We start from the raw sequence: 21,027 nt of genomic DNA on the forward strand, positions 1-21,027 counted from the left end.
ATAACGCAAACGATATCAATTCTCGTCCCAGCGTCTCCATCGCTGCCCGACATTTATGCAGTACGTCACACCTGAGCACATGGCGTCGTGGATATCCTGCGTCTGAACCGCCGGTGTCCAGGTCGGCGAGGTGGCCTTCGGCTTGCGACCGATGCCGCTACCCACGATGCGCTCAGTGGGTGGGTTCCACTGCTTGCGGAGCTCGATGAAGTACAGCCGGTACAGCATGGATTGGTCACTGCCCTCGACATACAACTCGCCGGTCCAGGGCATATCAAGCTGGTCTTCGGCATCTTCGGAGAACCTTGAGCCCGGCAGGTGCTGCACCTGGTCTCCTACTGGACAGCGGTGCGTCGGGTACGTCCTCGCTGCCGGGCTGCTGCTGTTTTCTGCGGGCAGCAGACCCTCTCGATACGCCCTGCTGACCAGGGCAGCCAGGTGCTCGGCCGCCTCTTCGTCTTCATCGCGGAGCTTCGAGAACTGCTCGTCGCAGTCCGTCGAGTACACCCATGGACAGTAAGGGGTATGGATACGGGACCTGTAGCGGTATTGGTTCAATCCGATCACCCTCCCGATCCGGGCCGTCTGTCCCCGATTGCCCGCTCCAGCCATTGGAATGTTGCCAGAGGTTGCCCGTAGACGGACCCGAACGCCGAAGTTGGCTAGGGCCTTGCGCCACGCCGCGGATGCACGGCGTGCGCTTCCAGAATGTCCCCCAACCGATAGAACCGGGTCCCCGTGTCCCGGTCCCGCGAGCACGGGTGCAGCGCCCCTGCCTTGTCCAGCACCTCGACCCGCCGCCGGGACAGCCCTTCCCCGCGCTCGCCGAGCAGATGCACCACCTTGTCGATGCCGTAGGCGGTGAGCACCATCCGGTTCGCGCCGGCCAACTCGTCCTCGGTGAGCGTGCCGTCGCCGGGCCGGTCCAGGCGCCGCTGCAGCGCAGTGATGGCCCGCGTGATCGACCGGAAGGCATCGGTGGCGCCTTCGGTCATGGCCAGGGCAATGACGTTGCGGTCGAGCCACTTCGCCGCAGCGGGAATCGTCTCGACAGCGGGCGGGTCGATGGCGCGCTGCTCGCACACCACCCGCACCCAGCCGGTGAGCAGGTTGTGCAGGTCGTCGGCCATCTGCTGGGCGGCGACGTCGATCGGGGGCTTGGACTGCGGCGCTGGGCGGCAGGTGGAGACGTCGAGGCCTTGCCGGTCGCCGCGGACGATTGCCAGGGCGAGGGGCTCGAGGAGGTCGGGGATCTCGCGCAGAGCAGCGACGAGCTCGTTGCAGTCGGCGCGGGACAGGAACATGTCGGTGTCGGCCACAGGGCTACCTCCTGGCAATGAGGGACACGAGCAGAGCGAGCAGACCGGGCACAACAGGCGTGACCGGTTCGGGGTCGTCGGCGGGCTCGGGGATGACGGTCATGCCGCCCGTGAGGACGTGCAGGCCGGTCGGGCGGCCGGGGGCGGCCTCGTAGGTGTCGAACCAGGGCATCAGGGCACCTCCGCTCGACCGGCCAACAGCGCGGCAACCTCGTCGGGGTGCTCGTCGCGCCAGCCCTGCCACGACGGGTCGGTCAGCTTGTGCGTGATCCACTCCGGCACATCAGGCGTCGGCTCGAAGGGGTCCGCACCGGCCTGGCACCGCTCACACCTCGCTGGCAGGTCGTCGTCGCCGTAGCGCAGGTGCTGTCCGCAGAAGTACAGGCCGCAGCCGTGCTCACCGCCGCGCGGCTCCTCGCCGCAGCAGACGAAGTAGAGACCGCGGTCGATCCCCTCGCCGCAATCGGGGTGGTCGCAGGTGGCGGGCACGCCGTACCCGATGTCGCGCTGCCAGTTGGTGTCGTATCCGACTGCCCAGCCCATCAGCCCTCCTCCTTCGGCGGCTCGCAGTCGCAATGCCACTTCTCGTCCTCGGGGTGGCCGCCCTCGCCCTGGCAGCACTGGCAGTCGACCCATTCGCCGTTGACGATCTCGCCCTCATCGCCCTGGCAGCCCGTGCAGGTGATCCACGCGCTCACTCGGTCACCTCGCTGGGCCATTCGAGGGTGGCGGGCGCGGAGTAGTCCTGGGTCAGCTCGGCGCGGTGCATGCCCTGGTGGCCGGCCGGGAGTACGCACCACGCGCAGCTGGGCCGGTCCGGAGTGCTCGGGTCGACTGTTGTCGCCGGGCAACGCGCGCCTCGCTGGGCGGCCTCCAGCTCGGCGATGCGACGCCGCAGAATCGCCGCCTCGCCACGCTTTGTCTCAGCGGCCAGATAGTCGACCTGGCGCTGGAGGCGCCGGTTCTCCTGGATGAGGTCTGTCAGCTTGCTCACGGCTCGGTCACCTCCCGCAGCTCGACCAGCACCAGATCCGAACCCGCGGGCTGATCAGACCGACCGACCGATGAGATCGCCTCGGCGATGGTCGGGTGGATGGCGTAGCTGCTGGCGATGCCTTCCGCGGTGCGCGCCTGGTCGATGGTGCTCCACACGATCGCGGCGTCTCCGTCGGCGATGGGGCGGCGGACGACGGTGTACCCGATCGGCTCCCGCTGTGCGGCGGGCGAATCGAGCAGCGCGGCCAGGCGCTCCGCCGCCTGCTGTGGAGTGTGCCCGTCCCACTCGGCGCCGGTATTGCGGATCGGGACGCGGAACTTGTACCAGTCGGCGGCGATCTCGTAGTGGTTGCTGATCTGCCCGGTCGGAAGCTGGGCGTAGACGACGAACCATCGGCCGTCGAAGCACACCCCGCCGTCGGAGTGCCGGACCGACTTGTGTACGTCGTAGAGCCCTGCCGCCGCCCATTCGTTGAACAGGGCGGCGTTGTAGAGCATCCGGCAGTGGTAGAGCTCTGCGAAGGTGTGGTAGCCGTCGCTGGTCTCGGAGGTGATCGGCTCCCGCTGGGCGGCCTCCAGCTCGGCGACGCGGGCGCGCAGGGCCAGCAGCTCGGCGGCCATCGAATGCAGCCACGGCCGCACGTAATCGGTGGCCTCGTCGGGGTGGACGTACTGGGCGATCCGTCGCAGATGCTCGTCGGTCAGGTGCGGGACAGGCGGCTCATCGCCGCGAATCTCCCGCTCGATGTCAGCCGACGAGAGCTGATGAGTTTGCGCGAGACGGTAGAGCAGCCCGTCCCACAGGTCACGGTCATCGCTGATGTTGCGGGGCACCCCGACCTTCCGGCCGGTGGTGTGCTCCCATTGCCAGCCCGCAGGCCCTTCGCTGGTCTCGGTCCAGTCGTGGGCGAGCATCCATGCCTGAGTGCGGGAGAGCAGCGTGGCGACCGGGCCGACGTCGATGGTGTGCCCGCCGTGGCAGTCGTCGGGCGGGCAGGTGCAGGTGTCGGTCATCGGTCCTCGCATCCACAGGTCGGGGTGTGCAGGCGCTCGCCGTGCTTGCCGTTCGAGCCGAGCGGCCGGTGTACATCGAGCAGATTGATCAGGCGTTGGATTTCGCTCCGGGTGTGGTCGTCGGGCGCGAAATGCTGTTGGACGCACAGGTGCTCGCGCAGGTTCTTCGGGCACCAGTACTGCGGGCCACCGGCGTGGCCGATGCGGGGCGGGGCCGGTGGCCTCCAGCCTTGCTCGCGGACGACGGCTACCACGCGGTCGGTGTTGGCGGTCAGGCCGCGCAGTGCCCAGGCAAGCTCGTTGTCTTCCGTGGTCATCGGACGGGTCCTTCCTCGTGGACGTGCAGCGCACCAGGGCACCGGTCGGCGGGGTGGCCCTGCCGGATGGACTTCGAGCGGGCCATCGGGTGGTGCTCGCACTCGGGGTGCGCTTTCTGGGGGTCGACCAGGCCGCACGGTTCCTGCGGGCACGGGCATCCGTCCTCGATGGCGTGACCGGTCCAAGACCGGCCGGTGTGCGCTCTCACTCCGCACCGTCCTCGGTGTGGTAGGTGTTTGGTCCGCAGTCGGCGCCGCACTCATCGCACCGCCACCGGCCGTCGGTAGTACCGCTACGACTGTCGTGCGGGCAGTCGGCCTCCTCGGTGGGGACGTACACGATGGTGAGCGGCCCGAAGTCGCCTACCACTTCGCTGGTCGTGTGGCTCGATCCCGCGCCACGGCACCGCCAGCGCGGACCGGTGCAGGTGCCGATGGAGATCCACACCTCGCCGTCACGGTCGATCGCGATGGAGCCGTGGCGGAACTCCTCGCGGACGGCCGGGTCGGTGATCTCGCGGGCGGGTGGACGCCAGCCCTTGGCGATCGCGGCCGTACAGCCCGCCTTGATGCCGGCCTCGATCGGCTCGCAGTTGTCCGAGTCGATCGAGTAGTGGAAGTCGAGCTCCTGGGTGATCAGCTCGGCCAGGGTGTCGCGGTCACTGGTCATCGCGGTCGTCCTCCTTCGCCCAGCATTCGGCATGCCAGCTCTCGCCGGTGTCCTCATCGACGATGCGAGCGGACCCGACAGGCTCGTCACAGGCGGGGCAGGTCTCCTCGTCGTAGTCGTTCACGTTCACGCCGATCGCGGCCAGGAACTTCTCCCGCAGCTCTTCTCCGGCGGACCCGTAGGTCTCGTACGCGGCGCCACGGTCGGTACCGCCGGTCGGGTCGAACAGGTCGGGGTCGACGGCCTTGATCGCGGCGAGGGTCGCGCGGAGTTCCTTGACCTCTTCGGCGAGGTCGCTCGTCTCGGTGGTGATGGCGCGGGTGCCGGTGTCCCCGTTCGGGCCGATCGGCAGGAGATGGCGGCCCTGGCGGCGGAAGGCGGCGAGACTGTCGTGATCCCACTCGGGGACAACGACAGCCTGAGCGGCCCACTCCGGCCGGTCGGCATGGACGCTGTGGTACCGCTGGACGGCCACCCAGGCGTGCGGGGCATCGTCGGCGGGGATCGGGGGCTGAGGCTCGTCAGCGTGGCTCACAGGAGTGTCCTCGGGGTCGGGGAGGTGGAGGGTGGTGATCGGGCGGCCGTCGATCCACTCGCGGCGGGCGAAGGCGGTGGGGCTACCGGGCGAAGGCATCGGGGCTGCTCGTCTCCGCGCATGCGCCGTGGGTGAAGTCGGGCACCCAGGCGTTCGCTTCGTCGCGGACGGCTGTACCGACCTCGGTGTGGGTGCGGGTGGTGCCGTCGGTGTTCTTGTTCCACGGGTTGACGGTCTGCATGAAGGTCCGGGACCGGGTCACCCGCTTGCCACAGACCGGGCACTTGCCGGACTTCTTCCGGGTCACGCTGATCGGCGGGAAGGTGTAGGTGGGCATCAGCGGGGCTCCTCGGAAGGGGCGGGGACGGGGGTGTCGGCGTCGCCGTGGGATTCCAGGTGGTCGACGATCATTTCCAGCCGCCCGCACAGCTCGTGGAACGAGTGGTACTCAGCCAGTCCACGGTTCGCGAGCAGACCGTCCTGCTCCCGGGCGCGCCAGGCGCCGGTCTCGGGGGCGGTGAGCATGGCGTGGCGGATGTCGGCGGCGATCTGGTGGTAGGTGGGTGGCTGGTCGGCGTAGCGGTGGCGTCGGCGGAGGACTTCGTCGCGGGACATCGGCTTCATGTCGGCCATCACGGCTCCTCGGGGAGGGTGTGGCCGTCGATCAGCGCGAGCAGGGCGCGGCCGTCCTCGATCTGCCGGAAGCGGGTGTCGATGTGGTGCGGGTTGGGCTGGTTCGCCCACTCGGTGGCGAGGGTGCGGATCTCGGCGAGCTGGCCGCGCAGGGCTTCGACCTCGTCGGCCAGGAGGTGGATCATCCGGCTGCGCTCAGCCAGGGGTGAGGAGCCGCCGCGTGCCGAGCGTGGTGTGCGCGGGACGGCGCGGGCTTCGGCGATCAGGTCGCGGCTCATACCTGGCCGCCTTCGGGGACGTAGATGACGCGGACCGGACCACGCTGGGCGAGCAGCGCGGTGGAGGACCACCGGCCGGACCCTTCCGAGCGTCCGCCTCCAGCGGCCGTGGCGAGGTTGGGGCTGTGTGCCCACCACCGGCGCTCGCTGGCGGCGGCCTCGAACGGCCAGCGCTGCCAGGCCACGCCGTGCTGGTCGATCACGATGGAGCCGTCGGGGAGGCGGTCGAGGCATCCGACGGTCGCGAGGGCACCGAGCTGGAGGTTGGCGACCACGTCGACGGCGGCGGCGTGCTGCTGCTCCAACTGGTGGAGCTTCTCCTCGGCGTCAATGGCGCGCTGGTCGGCGTCGCGACGTTCGTCGCGGAGGTGGGTGATGCGGAGGGCCTGCTGGGTGATGTGCTCGGCGAGGGCGTCGAGGAGGACGTCGGGGTCGATGTCGAGTTTCATGCCTGGCCGCCTTCGGGGAGCAGGGCCACGACGACACCGCCGCGCCGTTTGGCCGCGTTCGCTCGGGCCTCTTCGAGGTCGGCCCGGCTGTAGACGCGGTAGCTCGCGACTTCCGTGTTGTCGTTTTCGACGATGGCGTAGCCGATCGGCTCGCCGAGGTCGGCGGCGATGCGCAGGCCATGGCGGGCGGCGACGGTCTCCAGCTCGGCCGCGATGTTGCCCGGCCACACAGGGAGCCCATTCTCGGACCAGATTTCGTTGAGCTCGCGGGCCATCCATCGAAGCGGAGTGTTCGTCCGCTCGATCGCACCGAGCGTGGCGTGCTCGTTGATCTCGGGAATCCGGCGCAGGATGGCCAGCGCGGCGGTGACCTCTTCGGGGGTTGGGGCGGTCATGCGGACACCTCCACGGCCTCGTAGGTCGCCTCGAAGATGTCCGCCTTGCACGGGTAGAACTCGCCAGCGATGCCGCGGATGATCCAGTCGCCAGGCAACGCGTACATGTCGCCTTCGAGCGTGCAGATGATGAGCCCTTCCTCAGGTCGAGTGCAGTGCGCGCGCCGTGCTTCTGCGCCACCGCCGCCGATCCAGCCCAGAATCCGGTTGGCCGAAACGACCGTGGCTTCGAGCTGCACGGCCTCGATCTCGACAGGCTTCTTGCGGAACTTCTTCGGGGTCATCGGTTCTCCTCGGCTCGGATTGCTGCTGCCGCGCGCGGACTCGGCGTCCGGACGGCGAAGTCGTTGTTGACGTTGGCGGCGGCGGTGCGCTGCCACCGGCAGGGACAGGCCACGGCGACGTCGGCGTCCGGAGCGGACAGCCAGCCGTCGCGGCACTCGTGGTCGTCGGCCTCGTCACCGGTGCGGTCACGACTCATGACGCACCCTCGTCACGCTGTCCGTAACGCGTGACAAGTGGGATGACGTTGCGACGCGGCGCATCCGCCAACGCCTTGCGCTGCTCCAGCCGCGCGCGCAGGGCCGCCTTCTGCTCGTCGGTGAGGTCTATGCCCGGGTCGCGGCCGAGGGCGATCTGCCGCGAGTAGCGGTGCGCCACCGGCGGGGCGTACCCCATGTCCTGCAGGGCGTGGTTCGCCTCCTCCATCAGCTCGCGCCGCTCCTCCGGCAGCTCCTTGAGCGCTTCGAAGTAGGCGGCCTGAGCGTGGCGGATGATGCTCGCGGGCAGTGGCCGGTAGCCGTCGGGCTCCTTGCGGTAGGCACGCTCGACGCCGGCCAGCAGGTCGATGCCTTCGAGGCGGGACTCGGCGAAGCTCTCGGCCCAGCCGAGGATCACGGCCTCGCCGACATTGGGAAACCAGATGTCCTTGGTCCCGCACTTGGCCAGCACCTCGGTCGCGATCTGGATGTACTTGTCGGTGATCATGCGCTGAGCCCCCTCGCGGAGTCGCCGCCGGAATTGCGCGCCAGCAGCCGCGCACCGGCTTCGAGAGTGTCGTTGACCTTCTGGTCCGATCTCGCCGTCGTCGGCTGCGAGGCAGGCCGCTGGGAGGCAGGACGGTGCGCCTGTTCGAAGGCGCGGCGAATCCAGTTGCGCCAGGTGGCGTCCCAGTCGAGCTTGCGGCCCTTCGCTCCGGGCTGGGCGGACCAGTAGTCGCGGAACTTCGCGTTCTCCTGCCAGAAGTCCATGCTCGGGAACTCCGAGCGCATCTGGGAGACCGCGGCGCCGGACGGCTGCCAGTCCTCCGGCAGCCGATGCCCCTTCGCGAGCGAGGCAGCGCGCTCGCGCGGTGCACTCTCAGAAGTAACTACGTCAGTAGTTACTTCTTGGTCGGGTCGGGTCGGGTCGGGGGTAGAATACTCACGCGTGTTGTCACGCGTGACATCCGGCGTGACAGGCTCGGTACGTTCGCCCGAATCCGGCTCCGCGACAGCCTTCTTGGCCTCCCTCGCGGCCCTCGATCGGCGCTGCCGTTCCTTCGCCGCGGCCCGCCGTTCCTTCACCGACTCGCTGGTCTCTTGGTACTCAGCCCAGTCGTGAAAGGTGTATCCACCTGCGGATTCATCCCACAGCCCAGCAGCCACGAGCTCCTCGGCGGCGGCCTTGTCCCCCACCATCCGCAGCACCGGAGCGGCGATCGCGCCGTCGGTGAGGTGCTGGCAGGCGTAGGCGCCAGCGCGGACCCACAGGGCGACAGCCGAATCGGACAGCCCAACGGTCTTCGGGTGTGACCAGAAGCCGTCATCGACCTTGAACCAAGTCACTGCGCAACACCTTTCGGGAACAGGTTCGGTGAGTCACGCGTGACGACCGGTGTGACGGACTGCGAATCGGGATGTGACACCGGGATGATCAGACCGTCATCGGTGAGCAGGACGACGCCGTGAAGGACTGAGTGCACCGGCACGATGGCCGGGTCGCGGCGGCGAAGCACCAGCCACCCGGCATCCATCGCCGACTCGCGGTAGCTCTCGGCCCACGAATGGCACTGCAGGCACAGCAGGACCAAGTTCGGCGGGCGATTGATCCACGCCGCCTTGCTGCCGCCCATGCCCCGCGGGACGCGGTGATGGATCTGGCCGGCGCCGTGGAGCATCCAGGCGCACCGCTCGCAGCGCTCCCCGGCGCGGCCGCGCACCAGCTCGACGACGGAGCGGTCCGGGCCGGTGTTGCGCCGCGGCTTGCCCCGCCTCATGCGCCCTCACCCCGGCCGGCGACCTGGTACATGGCGCGCACGCTGGCACTCACCGACTGCCACGAGCGCAGCTCCTCGGTGAGTGCCTTCGCCAGCCGGTCGGCGTGGCGGTAGGCGGCGTCGGCGACGTCGCGCGCGGTGCGCTCTGCCGCGGTCGCCAGCTCGGCGGCGTACTTCTTCTCGTGGGCCGGGCCGTCGTGGCTCATGTACGCCCGGGCGACGGCCTGGTCGTACTCGCGGTCGGCCGTGAGGAACTGCGCGTATCGCTCGTCGCAGACGACCACGCCCTTGGCGATCCGGTTGGCGCAGTCGCGGATCGCGCCCTCGATCGCGACAGGGTTGTGTTCGGTCACTCGCCACCGCCAGCGAAGTAGTCGGTGAGCGCGCGGATTGCGGTGATGTTGGTGGAGGCGCCGAGCGCACCGTTCCCATCGGCGGCGAACTTCTCGGCCGCACGGGCAGGGCCTATGTTGCGGGCGGTGATCGCCACGTTCAGGTCGCGGCGCGCACGGACGACCGGGTCCTCGTCGGCCGGGGCCTCGGGCTCGTCGGCCTCTTCGATGTGCAGGTCGCCCTTGTGCCAGAGATCCAGCGCCACACCGAATCGCATGGCCGCGTTGCGGATGGCGTCGCCGATGGCTTCCTTCACGGCGTCGCCACCCCGCTTGCCCTGCGCGTCGCCGTAGCCCAGGCGCGTCACGCCCGCGATGGTGAGCGTGATCCACAGTCCGCCGTTGCCGTCGGCCTTGGGCAGACCGGCGTCATCGAGGCTGAGGGGTGCCCAATTCCAGAAGGGGTCGACGTCGAGCAGTCGATCGGTCACCGCGGCGTGCCCGACGAAGTCGAGGTGCATCGCGGGCAGCCCATGCCACCCGCCGCACACCTTGCAGTCGGCCTTGGGCGAGTCCTTGCTGTAAGGCTTGGGCAGAAGGCCCATCTGGTGCTGCTCGAACTTCGCGCGCAGCTTCGCCAGCTGGTTGAGTTGATCAGTGTTCTCGGGCATGCTCACCACTCCCCTCGCGCCCACCTGGGCAGGCTCATTTGGTAGGTCTGGTCGCCGTAACCCGGCCAGTCGTTGGCCTGTCGGCAGGACTGCCACAGCTCGATCCCTGCGCTGACGACCCGATCGCCGGCCGCGACCGCGGCAGCGTCGAACTCGTGCAAGCACACGAGGTAGGGCGGGGCCTTCTCCTGGGCAATGAAGGTGAAGCGCCGGACCTTGTAGCCCAGCAGCTCGATCACCCTGCGGTAGTGGGCTTCCTGGACGTGGTAGCCGAAGTCGAAAGCCGACTTGATGAACTTGCGAGGGCTCGCGTTCTGGGTCGTCTTGTAGTCGTCGACCTCGACTTCCTTCGCTTCTTCGTCGATGAAGATGTGGTCGAAGCGGGCGCGCAGCATTGCCCACCAGATGGGGTCGAGGGCGTAGGCACTCAGCTCCGAGACGCCGACGGCCAGGCGGGCGGCGACCTCGGGATGAGCGAGCGCGACATCGACCATCGTGCGCACGCGCTCGGCCTGCTTGGCCAGCAGCGGGACCTTGCCCAGCTCACGGGCTTTGGCCTTCTCCGCCTTCGCCTTGGTCGTCTGCCAGGACTTCTCATTGACCACATGCAGACCAGCGCCGGTGCCGAGCAGCAGCGTGTGCGCCGCGGTGCCGATGTCGAAGTCGTCGTTGTGCTCGCGTTCGGCACCGATGAACTTGGCCGGTCCGCCCGCGGCGACGAGAGTCCGAACGCCGGTGCTCGACAGGCTGTCCGGGTCGCCGTGGTAGATCGTCTCGGGAATGTCGGGGTACAGGCCGGGAGTGGTCGGCGCGGCGGCGCGCACCGGCGTCGCGTTGCAGTGTGGGCAGATCTCGCGGTCGAGGTCGGAGATCGGGCAGATGTCATTGACGGGCATCGACGATCTCCTTCACGCTGTCGATGACGGCCAGGCCGAGAGCCTCGGCGGTCGCGGTGTTGTAGGTGGTGCGGTGCACCAGGAGCTCGCCGTCGTAGCCCTCGATGGCGACGCGGCCGTCGGGCTCGGTGCGGATGACGGTGCGGGACCGGCCGTCCCAGAACTCGCGCATCATGCGGCCACCCCCAACGCCTCCGCCACGGCGTGGCCGAGGTCGCGGGCGTTCGGAGGACAGACGGCGTTGCCCGCTTGGCGGACCTGCGCGCGCTTGCTTCCGAGGAGGATGTACTCCGCCGGAAAGGCCATCCCCGCGGCGATCTCGTGCGGTTCGAGCATCCGGAACAGGCAGTCGTCGATTGCTGGGGTGTCGGCCTCGGCGAGGTAGTGGTGCACGCCCGCAGCGGCGAAGGTGTCGAGCGGTTCGCTCACCGGCTTCGGCGTGTTGTTGTTGCGCAGCGGCACGATGAACGCGAACCGATCGGTGGCGGTCATGGTTCGGTGCGGCTCGCCTGCGGGCCGAGCCACTCCCGTGCCGTAGTACGGCACGAGCAGCGCGGTCTCGTTGCGGGTCGTCATGGTGCGCATTGGCTCGGCGGCCGAGCGGGGCTCCTTACCGTCGCGGCCCTCGACCGGGATCAGCAACGCGTCGGTCTCGCGCGTGGTGCGCGCCGGCATCGGCTCGTCGATAGATGTCGCGCCCTCGCGCCAGGTTCCGCCAGCGGGGACGAGCAGCGCCTTTGACGGCGTCGTGTGGAGCGTTCGCAACACGTCGTCCACCGACCAAGTGCGGACGCCGGGATGCCGCTCGAATGTGTTTCCCGCAGCCTCCGCAGTGAATGGGCCGTAGAACTTCTCCAGGCCTGCCTCGATCCGGGCGATGGTCTTCGCCGCCAGCGGCTTCGCTCGGTCCCCGATCCGCTCGCCCTCGATGGACCAGTCGATCGCCGCCGAGGCGGGCAACCAGCCCGGCTCGATGATGCTGTTGCGGCACGACACTCGCGGGCAGCGCCAGTTGTACTGCGCCCGGTACCGGCCCCACGGCGTCGGCTTCTTCCACGACTGGATCGCCTGCACGGTCTCGTCGCATGTCGGGCAGTACGCCAACGGCCGAGTCCAGCGGTCCAGGTCTGGCGCCTTGTCCCCGTCGCGGTGGAACACCACGTACATCCGGTCACGCGACTGCGGCGCGGGGTTACCACCAGCCTGGGCGTGCATGCTATTGCTGTAGACGATGCGGTGCTTGTAGCCGAGCAAGTTCATCGCTTGGATCCAGGCAGGGAACATCACCCATTTCGCCGCGTCTACGACGTTCTCGGTGATGATCGCGCGGTACATGTGCCGCTCGGCGAACCGCGGCACGTCCCACATGGTCGCCCGGCTACGCTCGGCCGCTTCATCCGGCAGTACTTCGCCGAACAGGTCCGGCGTCGCGTCGATGTTGCGCTTGCGCCCGCGAGCCTGGCTGTGGTTCGTGCATTCCGGCGAAGCCCACAGCACGTCTGTGCGGGGGAAGGTTCGTGGGTCGACAGCGTGGATGTCTGCGCGCTTGTGGTCGACAGTGGGATGGTTGGCGCCGTGCGAGTCCAGCGCGAGCTGCCAGTGATTCGCGGCCACGATGATCTCGAATCCGCGGGCCATCGTCAGCCCGGTGGTCGAACCGCCAGCGCCGCAGAACATATCGGTCACGGTCAGTGTCATGCCGCCACCCCCAGAACTTCAGCGACTGCGGTCGGCAGCGGCATCGCGGTGATCGCCTCGACTGTGGTGGGCCGCGCATACCGCTGGCGGTCCTGCGGCTTGGTCAGCTCAAGGACGATGTTGCGGGCGATGCCGATCACGCCCGCGAGCTCGGTCTTGGTGAAGCCGTAGTCGAGCAGCGCGTCGAGGATCGGCCAGCAGTGCGACGCATCGACCAGGCCGTTTGCGCACATCGGGCAGACGTTGGCCGAGCCCTTGCGGCTGGCGGCGTAGTAGAACGGCGCGGCGCACTTGGTGCAGACGGCCTGCCGCTCACCGCCGTCGACTGTGGCGTTGGGGTCGACCCACCTGGCGAGCGCGGATCGCTCGCTGGCAACGTCGAATCCTGCCCAGATGCCCCGCTTCTCGCCCCGCTCCAGCGCTTCCTTTCCGCACTGACGGCGGATCTTGCACCAGCCGCATGCGGTCTTCGCCTCCGCGTACGGGGCGTCACCTCGGGGTGCGAACCACATGTCGGGGTTCGTCTTGCAGATCATGGCGTTCACCTCCGCTTCTTCTTGCAGCAGATGACCGAGCCGCGCATGGCCAGGACGTGGCCGGCAGTGGTGTCGGTCGGGTTACCGCAGCGCCCGCAGATCACGGTGACGGCGGCGGCGCGAACACGATCGAGGTTCGCCTCGCGGCGGTCGTGCGCCTTGCAGTCCTGGCAGGTGCACGCCATCACGCCGCCCCGATCTCGCGGTCGACCCACTGGTCGTGGCCGCGGTCCCAGTCGGCGCCGGGATCGTCACCGTCCTCGTCCTCCCCGTCGCACGCGACAACGGCCATCGGAGGGTTGGCGCGCAGGTCGGCACGGACCAGCGCGTAGAAGAAGTAGAGGACGGCGAGCAGGGTGCCGCCGACGATGGCGCACTGGATGATGTGGGCGACAGCGTTCATCGCGCACCGCCCATGACCAGCGCGTAGTCCAGGTCATGCATCGGTCGGCCGCCGTCGACCTGCGGCGCCTCGATGGCCGCGACCGCGCCCTCGAGGCGACCGGCGTCGACGAGCACCCGGACGCTCCCGTCGGGCTGGCGCTCGATCTGCCTCAGGGCGAAGACCGGCAGCTTCGCCGTCTCGTATGCGTCCGGCCCGACGGCGTGGGCATACGCCGGATCGACTGGCATGGCGTCGATCCGGGCGAGCATCTGCTCGACGGTCTCGCGGTTCTCGGCGAAGTCGTGGCGGGCGCGGCGCCCGAAGATGTTGAGCCTCATGCCTGCACCGCCTCGGCGCTCGCGAGCGGGCAGCGCACGTTGGAGCCGCCGCTGCCTTGCTCGTTACGGATATGGACCAGACCGTGGTGGCCGTTCTGGCCGAAGCACTTCGGGCAGTAGGAGGTCTGCGCGAACGGCTGCTCAGCCTTGGCCTGCTCGATCTCGACCTGGGCACGCAGTTGGTGCAGCTCGTCTATCACCGCGTCGTATCCGGAAAGCCGGAGCAGCGCGTCGGTGAGCAGCAGTGCGAGCTGTTCGAGGTGCTCCTCGATCGTCTGCCCGCTGTTGTGTGCGACCAGCCCCGCAGCGAAGTCGCGTCGGTTTCCGGAGACAGCGAGGTGCCGCTTCGCGTCGGCCGTCAGCGCGTCGAGGGTGCGACCGGTGATGTCGGGTACCGCGTCCCCCTCCACGGTGAGCCGGTCGACGAGCCGCCGCCCGAGTGCGCGCAGGGCCTGCACATCCTGTTCGTCGATCTGTGCGCGGTGGATGAGCAGCCATGCCCGGTCGTCGGTGAACCGCCGCATGAACAGCGAGGTCGACGCGAAGGCGAGAGTCGCGCGCAATTCGACGGCGTTGTCGCCAGCGGCCTGCAGGTACTGAGCCACCCGAGCGGCGATCTCGCGGCGGGTCTTCGTGGGATACTGCGGGTGCGTCATGGGTAGACTGCTCCTTGAGTAGATGTGATGCACGGCCGCCGGGATGGACCCCCGGCGGCCGAACTCGTTATCGGGGTGGGAAGTTGGTGGACCCTGCCGCGTCCCCTGCGGCAGGGTCTTCCTCGCACTCGGGGGTGAGCACTGGATGCGAGGACGTGATGGCGTGCGCGACCAGCGCGAACGTGAAGGTGACGACCACTGCGGCGACGATCACGCACGCAACGCCGATCGCGCCGTACATGGCGAAGGTGGTCATGCCGCCGCCTTCTTCGCAGTGCGAATCTGACGGGCGTACTGGCGAATCAGCCGCACAGCAGGCTCCATGTCCGCGGGCGTGAAGTGCGCCTTCTGCTCGTCGATCCATGCCTGCATCTCCGGCGTGACAGTGCGGCGCCGGACACTCATGCCAGCTCGTCTTCGGCCAGGCTCGGCACAAGGTCTTTCGCCTCGATCCGGAGCGCCTCGGCCAGCGCGATGATCTGGCCGGCCTCGATGCGACCGGCGACCTCGCGTTCGATTCTGTTGATCGCGTAGACGTTCACGCCGGACGCATCGGCGAGCTGCGCTTGGGTGAGGTTGCGAAGCCGTCGCGCTGCGCGGAGCTCCGCAGCAAGATGCGCCGCGCGAGAATTGGTCATATCGCCAAGCTACCTCGCTGGTTCACCAAGTGCAAGGTCATCTCGCCAAGTGTTTGCTCACCCCAATCGCGGGCATGACAAAGCCCACGCGCTTGCAAAATTGGCCGCTAGGCAGTCAGAATTAGCCGCATGGATAACAGCGGCGAGCCCGACGACCTGTTGGAACGGGCGAATCGGGCTGTTGCGGCTCAGCTCCGAGCCGAGCGAGCCCGAAGGAACATGCGCCAGACCACGTTGGCGGAGCTCACTGGTATCCACGTCACGACGTTGAGCAAGATCGAGCAGGACAAGGCCACCATGAGCCTTAGCCAGCTACTCCGTATCGCCGCAGCGTTCGAGATGGACCCGGGCGACTTCCTCAACCTGGCCCAGCGGCAGGCGGAGAAGCGCGAGTAGTTCCGACGCCGGGACCCCGCGATGGATCGCCTCCGCGACCAACTCGCCGGCGGTCGCTTCGACCCGCTCACCAACTCCAACCATCTGTCCCATGCCGCACCTCTTGCGAGTAGTTCGCCACCCGGTCATCGCGAGAGCCCCGACACACTCTCGTTCGAACATGTGTTCGACTCTACCGGCCGCGTCAACAGGACGAGCTTGCGAGTGGATCTCCCCTGCTGGACGTTTGCCGGTCCATAGGACGAACGGGTCACAGGATCGTAACTGCGGGCATGGTTGGCCGTGAACAGGTTTCAGAGGAGCACTGTCCGGTATTACCAAATCGTTACTGGATAGAAGGTTTCGATTGGGAGTGGCGCTCTCGCCAACGGTCCTCATGTCACGACCGTAGAGCGTCACGACCGCCAATAGCCAGCTGCAAATTCCCAGCTCTCACCTGCGATTATTACGCGAATGTTTCAGACTTACAGCGTTTGATAATCCGTGATAATCCACAGCAATCCGCGACAACGATTTGACCGACTCGGCGTGTCAGGGAACACATCTCATGCGGCATATTGCATGATGTGAAGTTTGCCCAACGATCGCCGGGGTTCAAGCAGGCCAGGCAGCCCTAACTCAGCAGCCCCGCTGGATGGACGGACACATACAGCCTTGCTGGAGACTTACGTTCGCTGCGGGGGATGGGCTGGATAACGACCTTCATCGTGTGCCGAATGACGTTCCGTTGCTGCGCGATCGTCAGTAGCGGCCACGTCTCGCGCGGGCCGTGCTCGATCAGACGCCAGATCTCCGAGGGCACAGACGATGTCGCCGCGTCGATACGCGCTTGAACCTTGTCGATCGATTCCTGCATACCGACCGAGTAGGCCGCCACCACCTCGGCGCTCAGCCCCTGCCGGCCCGCATCCCTGGAGAAGTTTCTGACCTGCTCACGCAGGCTGGCGATCTCGGCCAGATCCGCGCTGACCGACACCTCCCCGTCGTCGTCCCGCTCGGCCAGCGCTGTCGCCGTGGTGGGCTCTTCGAGAAGCTGCATCAGCAACTCCTCGACGTGGTCGTTGACGTCTTCGATGGTGCGCGAGACGTGGCCCAGGGTGCAGCGGTATTTCGCCACCTTCACCCGCTTGGTAGGCATCCGGGCGCTGATATTCGGCTCCCCACAGACCTCGCAGTCCGCTAGGTAGGACAGCAGGTGCCGAGTCTCGGTGCCACGGTGAGTCTTCCGGTTCGGATCGGTGAGGATATCCCGCACCTTCTGATGCGTTTCGAGGTCGATAATCGGCGTCCAGGTCCCCTGCGTGTACGCCTCGCCGCGGTAAGTGCGGATCCCCGCGTATGTGGGATTGAGCAGCAGCTGCCGGAGCGCTGTGTATGTGTCCAGCCCGGTGCCGCCAGCCTCCCGCCAGCGGGGCCTGAACTCCTTGAAGACCGAGTTCATCGGCACGTTCTCGGCAATGCGTTCGGCGGCCCAGGCGATCACCTCGGCCTGCTCCTTGATCGGCTCTCTCCTGATCGCTTTGCCGGACCGCGGATCCCGGATGATGGTGTAGCCGTGCGGCAGCTTGCCGTGCGCCTTGCCGTCTTCGAGCGCCAGCTGGATGCCGCGGGTCACCGCCTCGCTGATGTCGTCGGACTGCTCCTCGGCGCGCACAGCGTCAGCGTTCGCGGCGCGGCGGTCAGACGCCTTCGACAGGTTGTACGTCCGGTCGCCGTACCGCCACAGCGTGTTGGTTTCGCGGCACAGCCTGCGCAGCTCCGTGTAGTCGTCCAGGTTGCGATGGGCCCTGTTGTTCGCGAAGGTCCACAGTGCGTCCGCCTGGCCGTTGCGGATCGCCTGTTTGGTGGCGATGAAGCCGGGGCGATCCCGAACCCGGCGATACTCGCTCGCCGACAGGTTGTCTTTGAAGACGTCGACCACCACGCCGCCGATGCTCTCAATGTCGCGCCGGCCGACGCGCTCCTGGTCGGCGACGCTCTTGTCGCCGGGGCCAGACTTCCGCACGTATAGCACGAACCGCTTCTGACCAGCGTCGTTGTCAACGAGATGCATGCCCGCGATAATACCCCCTATTGACAGATAACTTTGATATTCACATACGGCATGGCTGGTTTCCTTTCTACGCCGCTCTACCCGAGATGAACCCGCCGTCGACGGGGAGGATGTGGCCGGTGACGAACTCGGCGTCGGTCAGGTACAGCACGGCCGCGGTGGTGTCGGCGACCTCGCCGATCCGGCCGAGCAGGGCCGCGCTCGCGGCGGCGCGCTCGTCGCCGTCACCGAACAGCGGGGTGCGGATGATCCCGGGCGCGACCGCGTTCACCCGGATCCGCGCGGGCGCGAGTTCGGCGGCCAGGCTGGTGGTCAGCGCGTGGACGCCGCCCTTGCTGATCAGCGCGGCCGACGCGGGCAGCCCGGTCATCGCGTGCTCGATGAGCACGGTGCCGATATTGACGATGCTGCCGCCGTCGCCCTGGGCGAGCAGCCGGCGCACCACGGCCTGGGTGGTGAAGTAGGTGCCCTTGAGGTTGCCACCGAGGTAGCGGTCGAGCTCGGCCTCGGTGACGTCGACGAACGGGGTGGCGCCGAAGACACCCGCGCTGTTGATCAGCGCGTCGACCCGGCCGAACCGGTCCAGGGCCGCGCGCACGTACGCCGAACCCGTTGCGGGCGCACCGATATCGCCGGCCACGATGGCCACGCGATCCGGCGCAGCCAGTTCCGCGGCGACGTCGGCGAGCTTGTCCGCGTCGCGCCCGCCCAGTACCACTGCGTCGCCGCGGGCGACGAAGGCGCGGGCGACATCGCGCCCGATTCCACTGGATGCCCCGGTCACCACGACCGTCTTCGGAGTCGGCATCGCCTGTTCCTTTCGAGTTCGGATACGACCGGTCGTCTCGGCATGGGCGACCGGAAAGGTTCGGACCGACACAGTCGGGATGGTGGTGGTTACGGCCGGAAGTAGTCGTCCAGCAGGCGCCGCAGACACTTGTCGAGCGGTTCGACGGTGCGGTCGATCTTCATCCGGATGACCGCGCCCTCCCACGACTCGAGCAGCAGATCGGCCAGGTCGACGGCGTCGAGGTCGGCACGCACCGTTCCCTCGGCCTGCGCGGTCCGCAGGGCGGCGGCCACGCCGTCGCGCCAGGCTGCCCAGGCCGCCGACAGGGCGGTCCGCAGGATCTCGCTGCCCTCGAGCTCGCCGCCGAGGTTGGCGATCAGGCAGCCGCCGGTGAAGTCGCGAGCGACGAAATCCTCGGTCAGCACGGCGAAGAAACGGCGCAGACCGGTCAGCGCGTCGGGAGCGCCGACGAACGCGTCGGCGAGGTTGCGCTGCACACAAAGCGAATGATGCTCGATCACCGCGTGCGCGAAGCTCTCCTTGCTGTCGAAGTAGTGGTAGAACGACCCCTTCGGCACGCCGACCTTGTCGAGCACCTGCTTGATGCCGGTGCCGTGATAGCCGTGGGACAGCAGGCCGACCGCGCCCTCCTCGATCAGGAGTGCTCGCGTGTCGTCGCTACGCCGGGGCCGGGCCATGCGGGAAACTATACGACCGGTCGTCTACTAATGGCAAGAGCGGGCGCTCAGTCGTCGTCGACGCCCCGGGCCGCCAGCGCCTCCCCCAGCGCGTCGGCGGTCCGCAAGGCGCGCACCAGCACGGGCGTGACCAGGGCGGTCGCCGACCAGGACACCCCGCGAGCCCGGCGCGCCTCGGCGACGTCGTGCACGATCTGCGCCAGCAGCGGAACGCAGCGAATGGCCAGTGCCAGCAGCAGTCCGACCCGCTCGGGATCCACCCCGACCCGGCGCAGCGGGCCGAGGGCCCGGGTGAGGGCGTCGAGCATGTCGGTGACCCGCGTCGTCACGGTGACCAGCGCCGCGAGCGCGACCGAGGCGAGCAGCACACCGCAGACGACCACCGCCCGGGTGGGCGAGGTGGTGAGCAGCTGGAACACCCCGATGATCAGGGTCATCCACAGCACCGGGCGGAGCTGGGCCAGCGCCACCCGCCAGGAGATCCGCGCGAGCGCGAACAGGCAGGCGATCGCGAGGACGAGACCGCCGACACCGGGCAGACCGCGCACGAACAGCGTCATCGCGACGATCGAGGCCACCAGCAGCGCCAGCTTCACCCACGCGGGCATCCGGTGCAGCAGGGAGTCACCCGGACTGTAGAGGCCGATCACGCGACGAGCCGCCGGTAGGCGTCGACCGCCCGCGCGGGCGGGCCGTCGTAGGCGACGGACCCGTTGTCCAGCACGACGACCCGATCGAAGCCGTCGAGCAGGGCGAGCTGGTGGGTCACCACGATCACCTGCTGCTCGAGGGAGTTCAGCGTCTCCGACACCCGGCGGGCATTGCGCAGGTCGAGCAGGGTGGTCGGCTCGTCGGCGACGATCACCTCGGGCTCGCGGATCAGCGCGGAGCCGATCGCGAGCAGTTGCTTCTGCCCGCCGGAGAGCAAGTGCGCCGGATGGTCGGCGTGCGCGGACAGCCCGAATCGGTCGAGCATCCGCGTCACCCTCGCGGCGATCTCGGACTTGCCCAGACCACTGCGGCGCAGCGAGAACGCCAGATCCTCGGCGACGGTCGGCATCACGATCTGGGTGTCCGGATCGGTGAACACGAAGCCGACCTTGCGCCGCACCTGCGCGCCCTTGCGGGCGGCGTCGATCCCGTCGACGGTGACGGTGCCCGATGTCGGGGTCAGCAGGCCGTTGAGCATCCGCGCCAGCGTCGACTTCCCCGAGCCGTTGGCGCCGATCAGACCGACCCGCCGTTCGGTGATCCGCAGGTCGATCTCGCGCAGCACGGTCCGCTCACCGAACCGGTGCCCCACCGCGTCGAGGACGATCTCGCTCACGCGTGCCGCCCGGCCGCGCGCTCAGCCACGGATCAGTCCGGGGTAGGCGCGGTGCACACCCTTGGCCACGACCGTGGCGATGACGACCTTGGCCAGGTCGCCGGGCACGAACGCGAAGTTGGTCGACACCGCGGCCCACACCCCGAGGTCGGTGCGCACCAGCAGGCCCGCGGTGCCGAACAGGTAGATGACCAGGATTCCGCCGAGCGCGTTGACGCCCAGACCGAGCACGATCGGATACTTCGGCAGGATCAGGGCGGTGAGCCACCCGATCACCAGCGTGGCGGGAATCCAGCCGATCAGATAACCCGCGGTCGGCGAGGCCAGGGCGGTCAGGCCGGTGCGGCCGCCGGAGAGCAGCGGCAGACCGATCAGGGTCAGCGCGATGAAGACCGCGACCGCGGCCGTGCCCTTGCGTGCGCCGAGGATCGCGCCGGTCAGGATCACGCCGAGGGTCTGCAGGGTGATCGGCACGCCGCTGAACCCGACGGTGATCGCGCCCGGCAGCCCCAGGGCGGCGATCAGCGCGGCGAACACCGCGATCTGCGCCAGGTCCCGCGCGGCAAAACCGACCGCCCGCTTAGGGGATTTCTCGACATCGGGCACAGCAGACATCCTTCACCATGGACTTGAACGATGTTCAAGATAGCAGGTGAGCCGTCTGCGAGCGCAGCCGGAAGGGAGCGGCGAGCATTTCGCCCCGCCCGAAGATCGATTACGATCCGAAGGTTGGGACTTCCCGGGCGGCGC

General features: G+C 68.3%; 40 protein-coding genes. 1 reads left to right on the forward strand and 39 read right to left on the reverse strand.

All coding sequences use genetic code 11. From position 1 onward, the window contains the following. Positions 1-15: 15 nt before the first annotated feature. The 33 genes from NV348_RS03830 to NV348_RS03990 form a co-directional block, all read right to left on the reverse strand. Positions 16-507, reverse strand: a complete 492-nt coding sequence (locus NV348_RS03830) for a hypothetical protein (protein WP_447145725.1) — start codon at positions 505-507, stop codon at positions 16-18. Positions 508-662: 155 nt separating this feature from the next. Continuing rightward, entirely contained in the window at positions 663-1,319 is a 657-nt protein-coding gene (locus tag NV348_RS03835) for a hypothetical protein (RefSeq protein WP_447145726.1), read from the reverse strand. A 4-nt stretch (positions 1,320-1,323) separates the two neighbouring features. Beyond that, positions 1,324-1,491, reverse strand: coding sequence for a hypothetical protein (locus NV348_RS03840; protein ID WP_447145727.1), 168 nt, complete (start codon positions 1,489-1,491; stop codon positions 1,324-1,326). Next, the gene (locus NV348_RS03845; protein WP_447145728.1) at positions 1,491-1,862 is read right to left on the reverse strand and encodes a hypothetical protein; all 372 of its coding nucleotides are present in this window, start codon (positions 1,860-1,862) and stop codon (positions 1,491-1,493) included. Before NV348_RS03845 ends, NV348_RS03840 begins: the two co-directional genes overlap by 1 nt. Beyond that, entirely contained in the window at positions 1,862-2,017 is a 156-nt protein-coding gene (locus NV348_RS03850; RefSeq protein ID WP_447145729.1) for a hypothetical protein, read from the reverse strand. Before NV348_RS03850 ends, NV348_RS03845 begins: the two co-directional genes overlap by 1 nt. Further along, on the reverse strand, positions 2,014-2,313 hold the full coding sequence (locus NV348_RS03855; RefSeq protein ID WP_447145730.1) for a hypothetical protein: 300 nt from the start codon (positions 2,311-2,313) through the stop codon (positions 2,014-2,016). The genes NV348_RS03850 and NV348_RS03855 overlap by 4 nt, the downstream gene beginning before the upstream one ends. After that, positions 2,310-3,329 (reverse strand): WDGH domain-containing protein, encoded by a 1,020-nt coding sequence (locus tag NV348_RS03860; protein WP_447145731.1) that lies wholly within the window; start codon positions 3,327-3,329, stop codon positions 2,310-2,312. The genes NV348_RS03855 and NV348_RS03860 overlap by 4 nt, the downstream gene beginning before the upstream one ends. After that, complete coding sequence (locus NV348_RS03865) at positions 3,326-3,646, reverse strand: hypothetical protein (RefSeq protein ID WP_447145732.1); 321 nt, start codon at positions 3,644-3,646, stop codon at positions 3,326-3,328. The genes NV348_RS03860 and NV348_RS03865 overlap by 4 nt, the downstream gene beginning before the upstream one ends. 205 nt (positions 3,647-3,851) lie before the next feature. Beyond that, positions 3,852-4,316 (reverse strand): hypothetical protein, encoded by a 465-nt coding sequence (locus NV348_RS03870; protein WP_447145733.1) that lies wholly within the window; start codon positions 4,314-4,316, stop codon positions 3,852-3,854. Further along, positions 4,306-4,950, reverse strand: a complete 645-nt coding sequence (locus NV348_RS03875) for a hypothetical protein (RefSeq protein WP_447145734.1) — start codon at positions 4,948-4,950, stop codon at positions 4,306-4,308. Before NV348_RS03875 ends, NV348_RS03870 begins: the two co-directional genes overlap by 11 nt. Further along, on the reverse strand, positions 4,934-5,188 hold the full coding sequence (locus NV348_RS03880) for a hypothetical protein (RefSeq protein WP_447145735.1): 255 nt from the start codon (positions 5,186-5,188) through the stop codon (positions 4,934-4,936). Before NV348_RS03880 ends, NV348_RS03875 begins: the two co-directional genes overlap by 17 nt. Next, entirely contained in the window at positions 5,188-5,484 is a 297-nt protein-coding gene (locus tag NV348_RS03885; RefSeq protein WP_447145736.1) for a hypothetical protein, read from the reverse strand. The genes NV348_RS03880 and NV348_RS03885 overlap by 1 nt, the downstream gene beginning before the upstream one ends. Further along, complete coding sequence (locus NV348_RS03890) at positions 5,484-5,762, reverse strand: hypothetical protein (protein ID WP_447145737.1); 279 nt, start codon at positions 5,760-5,762, stop codon at positions 5,484-5,486. Before NV348_RS03890 ends, NV348_RS03885 begins: the two co-directional genes overlap by 1 nt. Next, positions 5,759-6,211, reverse strand: coding sequence for a hypothetical protein (locus NV348_RS03895; protein WP_447145738.1), 453 nt, complete (start codon positions 6,209-6,211; stop codon positions 5,759-5,761). The genes NV348_RS03890 and NV348_RS03895 overlap by 4 nt, the downstream gene beginning before the upstream one ends. Beyond that, the gene (locus NV348_RS03900) at positions 6,208-6,606 is read right to left on the reverse strand and encodes a hypothetical protein (protein ID WP_447145739.1); all 399 of its coding nucleotides are present in this window, start codon (positions 6,604-6,606) and stop codon (positions 6,208-6,210) included. Before NV348_RS03900 ends, NV348_RS03895 begins: the two co-directional genes overlap by 4 nt. Next, complete coding sequence (locus tag NV348_RS03905) at positions 6,603-6,890, reverse strand: hypothetical protein (protein WP_447145740.1); 288 nt, start codon at positions 6,888-6,890, stop codon at positions 6,603-6,605. The genes NV348_RS03900 and NV348_RS03905 overlap by 4 nt, the downstream gene beginning before the upstream one ends. Next, the gene (locus NV348_RS03910) at positions 6,887-7,087 is read right to left on the reverse strand and encodes a hypothetical protein (RefSeq protein WP_447145741.1); all 201 of its coding nucleotides are present in this window, start codon (positions 7,085-7,087) and stop codon (positions 6,887-6,889) included. Before NV348_RS03910 ends, NV348_RS03905 begins: the two co-directional genes overlap by 4 nt. Further along, positions 7,084-7,593, reverse strand: coding sequence for a hypothetical protein (locus NV348_RS03915; RefSeq protein WP_447145742.1), 510 nt, complete (start codon positions 7,591-7,593; stop codon positions 7,084-7,086). The genes NV348_RS03910 and NV348_RS03915 overlap by 4 nt, the downstream gene beginning before the upstream one ends. Further along, positions 7,590-8,432, reverse strand: a complete 843-nt coding sequence (locus NV348_RS03920; RefSeq protein WP_447145743.1) for a hypothetical protein — start codon at positions 8,430-8,432, stop codon at positions 7,590-7,592. The genes NV348_RS03915 and NV348_RS03920 overlap by 4 nt, the downstream gene beginning before the upstream one ends. Continuing rightward, positions 8,429-8,863, reverse strand: a complete 435-nt coding sequence (locus tag NV348_RS03925) for an HNH endonuclease (protein WP_447145744.1) — start codon at positions 8,861-8,863, stop codon at positions 8,429-8,431. The genes NV348_RS03920 and NV348_RS03925 overlap by 4 nt, the downstream gene beginning before the upstream one ends. After that, positions 8,860-9,216, reverse strand: coding sequence for a hypothetical protein (locus tag NV348_RS03930; protein ID WP_447145745.1), 357 nt, complete (start codon positions 9,214-9,216; stop codon positions 8,860-8,862). The genes NV348_RS03925 and NV348_RS03930 overlap by 4 nt, the downstream gene beginning before the upstream one ends. Beyond that, a complete protein-coding gene (locus tag NV348_RS03935; RefSeq protein ID WP_447145746.1) occupies positions 9,213-9,866 on the reverse strand; it encodes a hypothetical protein in 654 nt (217 codons plus the stop codon). The genes NV348_RS03930 and NV348_RS03935 overlap by 4 nt, the downstream gene beginning before the upstream one ends. A gap of 2 nt (positions 9,867-9,868) precedes the next feature. Further along, a complete protein-coding gene (locus NV348_RS03940) occupies positions 9,869-10,762 on the reverse strand; it encodes a PD-(D/E)XK nuclease-like domain-containing protein (protein ID WP_447145747.1) in 894 nt (297 codons plus the stop codon). Further along, positions 10,749-10,937: a hypothetical protein gene (locus NV348_RS03945; protein WP_447145748.1), complete on the reverse strand. Its 189-nt coding sequence runs from the start codon at positions 10,935-10,937 to the stop codon at positions 10,749-10,751. The genes NV348_RS03940 and NV348_RS03945 overlap by 14 nt, the downstream gene beginning before the upstream one ends. Continuing rightward, positions 10,934-12,460, reverse strand: a complete 1,527-nt coding sequence (locus NV348_RS03950) for a DNA cytosine methyltransferase (protein ID WP_447145749.1) — start codon at positions 12,458-12,460, stop codon at positions 10,934-10,936. Before NV348_RS03950 ends, NV348_RS03945 begins: the two co-directional genes overlap by 4 nt. Further along, the gene (locus NV348_RS03955) at positions 12,457-12,996 is read right to left on the reverse strand and encodes a WhiB family transcriptional regulator (protein ID WP_447150923.1); all 540 of its coding nucleotides are present in this window, start codon (positions 12,994-12,996) and stop codon (positions 12,457-12,459) included. Before NV348_RS03955 ends, NV348_RS03950 begins: the two co-directional genes overlap by 4 nt. 5 nt (positions 12,997-13,001) lie before the next feature. Beyond that, complete coding sequence (locus NV348_RS03960; protein WP_447145750.1) at positions 13,002-13,181, reverse strand: hypothetical protein; 180 nt, start codon at positions 13,179-13,181, stop codon at positions 13,002-13,004. Next, on the reverse strand, positions 13,181-13,399 hold the full coding sequence (locus NV348_RS03965; protein ID WP_447145751.1) for a hypothetical protein: 219 nt from the start codon (positions 13,397-13,399) through the stop codon (positions 13,181-13,183). The genes NV348_RS03960 and NV348_RS03965 overlap by 1 nt, the downstream gene beginning before the upstream one ends. Further along, on the reverse strand, positions 13,396-13,719 hold the full coding sequence (locus NV348_RS03970; RefSeq protein WP_447145752.1) for a hypothetical protein: 324 nt from the start codon (positions 13,717-13,719) through the stop codon (positions 13,396-13,398). The genes NV348_RS03965 and NV348_RS03970 overlap by 4 nt, the downstream gene beginning before the upstream one ends. Further along, entirely contained in the window at positions 13,716-14,375 is a 660-nt protein-coding gene (locus tag NV348_RS03975) for a hypothetical protein (protein WP_447145753.1), read from the reverse strand. The genes NV348_RS03970 and NV348_RS03975 overlap by 4 nt, the downstream gene beginning before the upstream one ends. 67 nt (positions 14,376-14,442) lie before the next feature. Next, positions 14,443-14,631 carry a hypothetical protein gene (locus NV348_RS03980; RefSeq protein WP_447145754.1) on the reverse strand — a complete coding sequence of 63 codons (189 nt, stop codon included), beginning with the start codon at positions 14,629-14,631 and terminating at the stop codon, positions 14,443-14,445. Next, complete coding sequence (locus NV348_RS03985; RefSeq protein ID WP_447145755.1) at positions 14,628-14,780, reverse strand: hypothetical protein; 153 nt, start codon at positions 14,778-14,780, stop codon at positions 14,628-14,630. Before NV348_RS03985 ends, NV348_RS03980 begins: the two co-directional genes overlap by 4 nt. Next, positions 14,777-15,013 carry a helix-turn-helix domain-containing protein gene (locus NV348_RS03990; protein ID WP_447145756.1) on the reverse strand — a complete coding sequence of 79 codons (237 nt, stop codon included), beginning with the start codon at positions 15,011-15,013 and terminating at the stop codon, positions 14,777-14,779. The genes NV348_RS03985 and NV348_RS03990 overlap by 4 nt, the downstream gene beginning before the upstream one ends. 129 nt (positions 15,014-15,142) lie before the next feature. Between NV348_RS03990 and NV348_RS03995 the strand changes: the two genes are divergently transcribed. Then, positions 15,143-15,409: a helix-turn-helix domain-containing protein gene (locus NV348_RS03995; protein ID WP_447145757.1), complete on the forward strand. Its 267-nt coding sequence runs from the start codon at positions 15,143-15,145 to the stop codon at positions 15,407-15,409. A gap of 613 nt (positions 15,410-16,022) precedes the next feature. Here NV348_RS03995 and NV348_RS04000 read toward each other — a convergent pair. The 6 genes from NV348_RS04000 to NV348_RS04025 form a co-directional block, all read right to left on the reverse strand. Then, positions 16,023-17,462 (reverse strand): recombinase family protein, encoded by a 1,440-nt coding sequence (locus tag NV348_RS04000; RefSeq protein WP_447145758.1) that lies wholly within the window; start codon positions 17,460-17,462, stop codon positions 16,023-16,025. A gap of 67 nt (positions 17,463-17,529) precedes the next feature. Further along, positions 17,530-18,270, reverse strand: coding sequence for an SDR family NAD(P)-dependent oxidoreductase (locus NV348_RS04005; RefSeq protein WP_447145759.1), 741 nt, complete (start codon positions 18,268-18,270; stop codon positions 17,530-17,532). Between the two features lie 89 nt (positions 18,271-18,359). Beyond that, a complete protein-coding gene (locus NV348_RS04010; RefSeq protein ID WP_447145760.1) occupies positions 18,360-18,950 on the reverse strand; it encodes a TetR/AcrR family transcriptional regulator in 591 nt (196 codons plus the stop codon). A gap of 47 nt (positions 18,951-18,997) precedes the next feature. Further along, positions 18,998-19,600 carry an energy-coupling factor transporter transmembrane component T family protein gene (locus NV348_RS04015; protein ID WP_447145761.1) on the reverse strand — a complete coding sequence of 201 codons (603 nt, stop codon included), beginning with the start codon at positions 19,598-19,600 and terminating at the stop codon, positions 18,998-19,000. Continuing rightward, positions 19,597-20,277, reverse strand: coding sequence for an energy-coupling factor ABC transporter ATP-binding protein (locus NV348_RS04020; RefSeq protein ID WP_447145762.1), 681 nt, complete (start codon positions 20,275-20,277; stop codon positions 19,597-19,599). Before NV348_RS04020 ends, NV348_RS04015 begins: the two co-directional genes overlap by 4 nt. Positions 20,278-20,298: 21 nt before the next feature. Next, complete coding sequence (locus tag NV348_RS04025; protein ID WP_447145763.1) at positions 20,299-20,892, reverse strand: biotin transporter BioY; 594 nt, start codon at positions 20,890-20,892, stop codon at positions 20,299-20,301. Positions 20,893-21,027 lie beyond the last annotated feature (135 nt).

The organism is Nocardia fodinahabitans, from assembly GCF_052983615.1.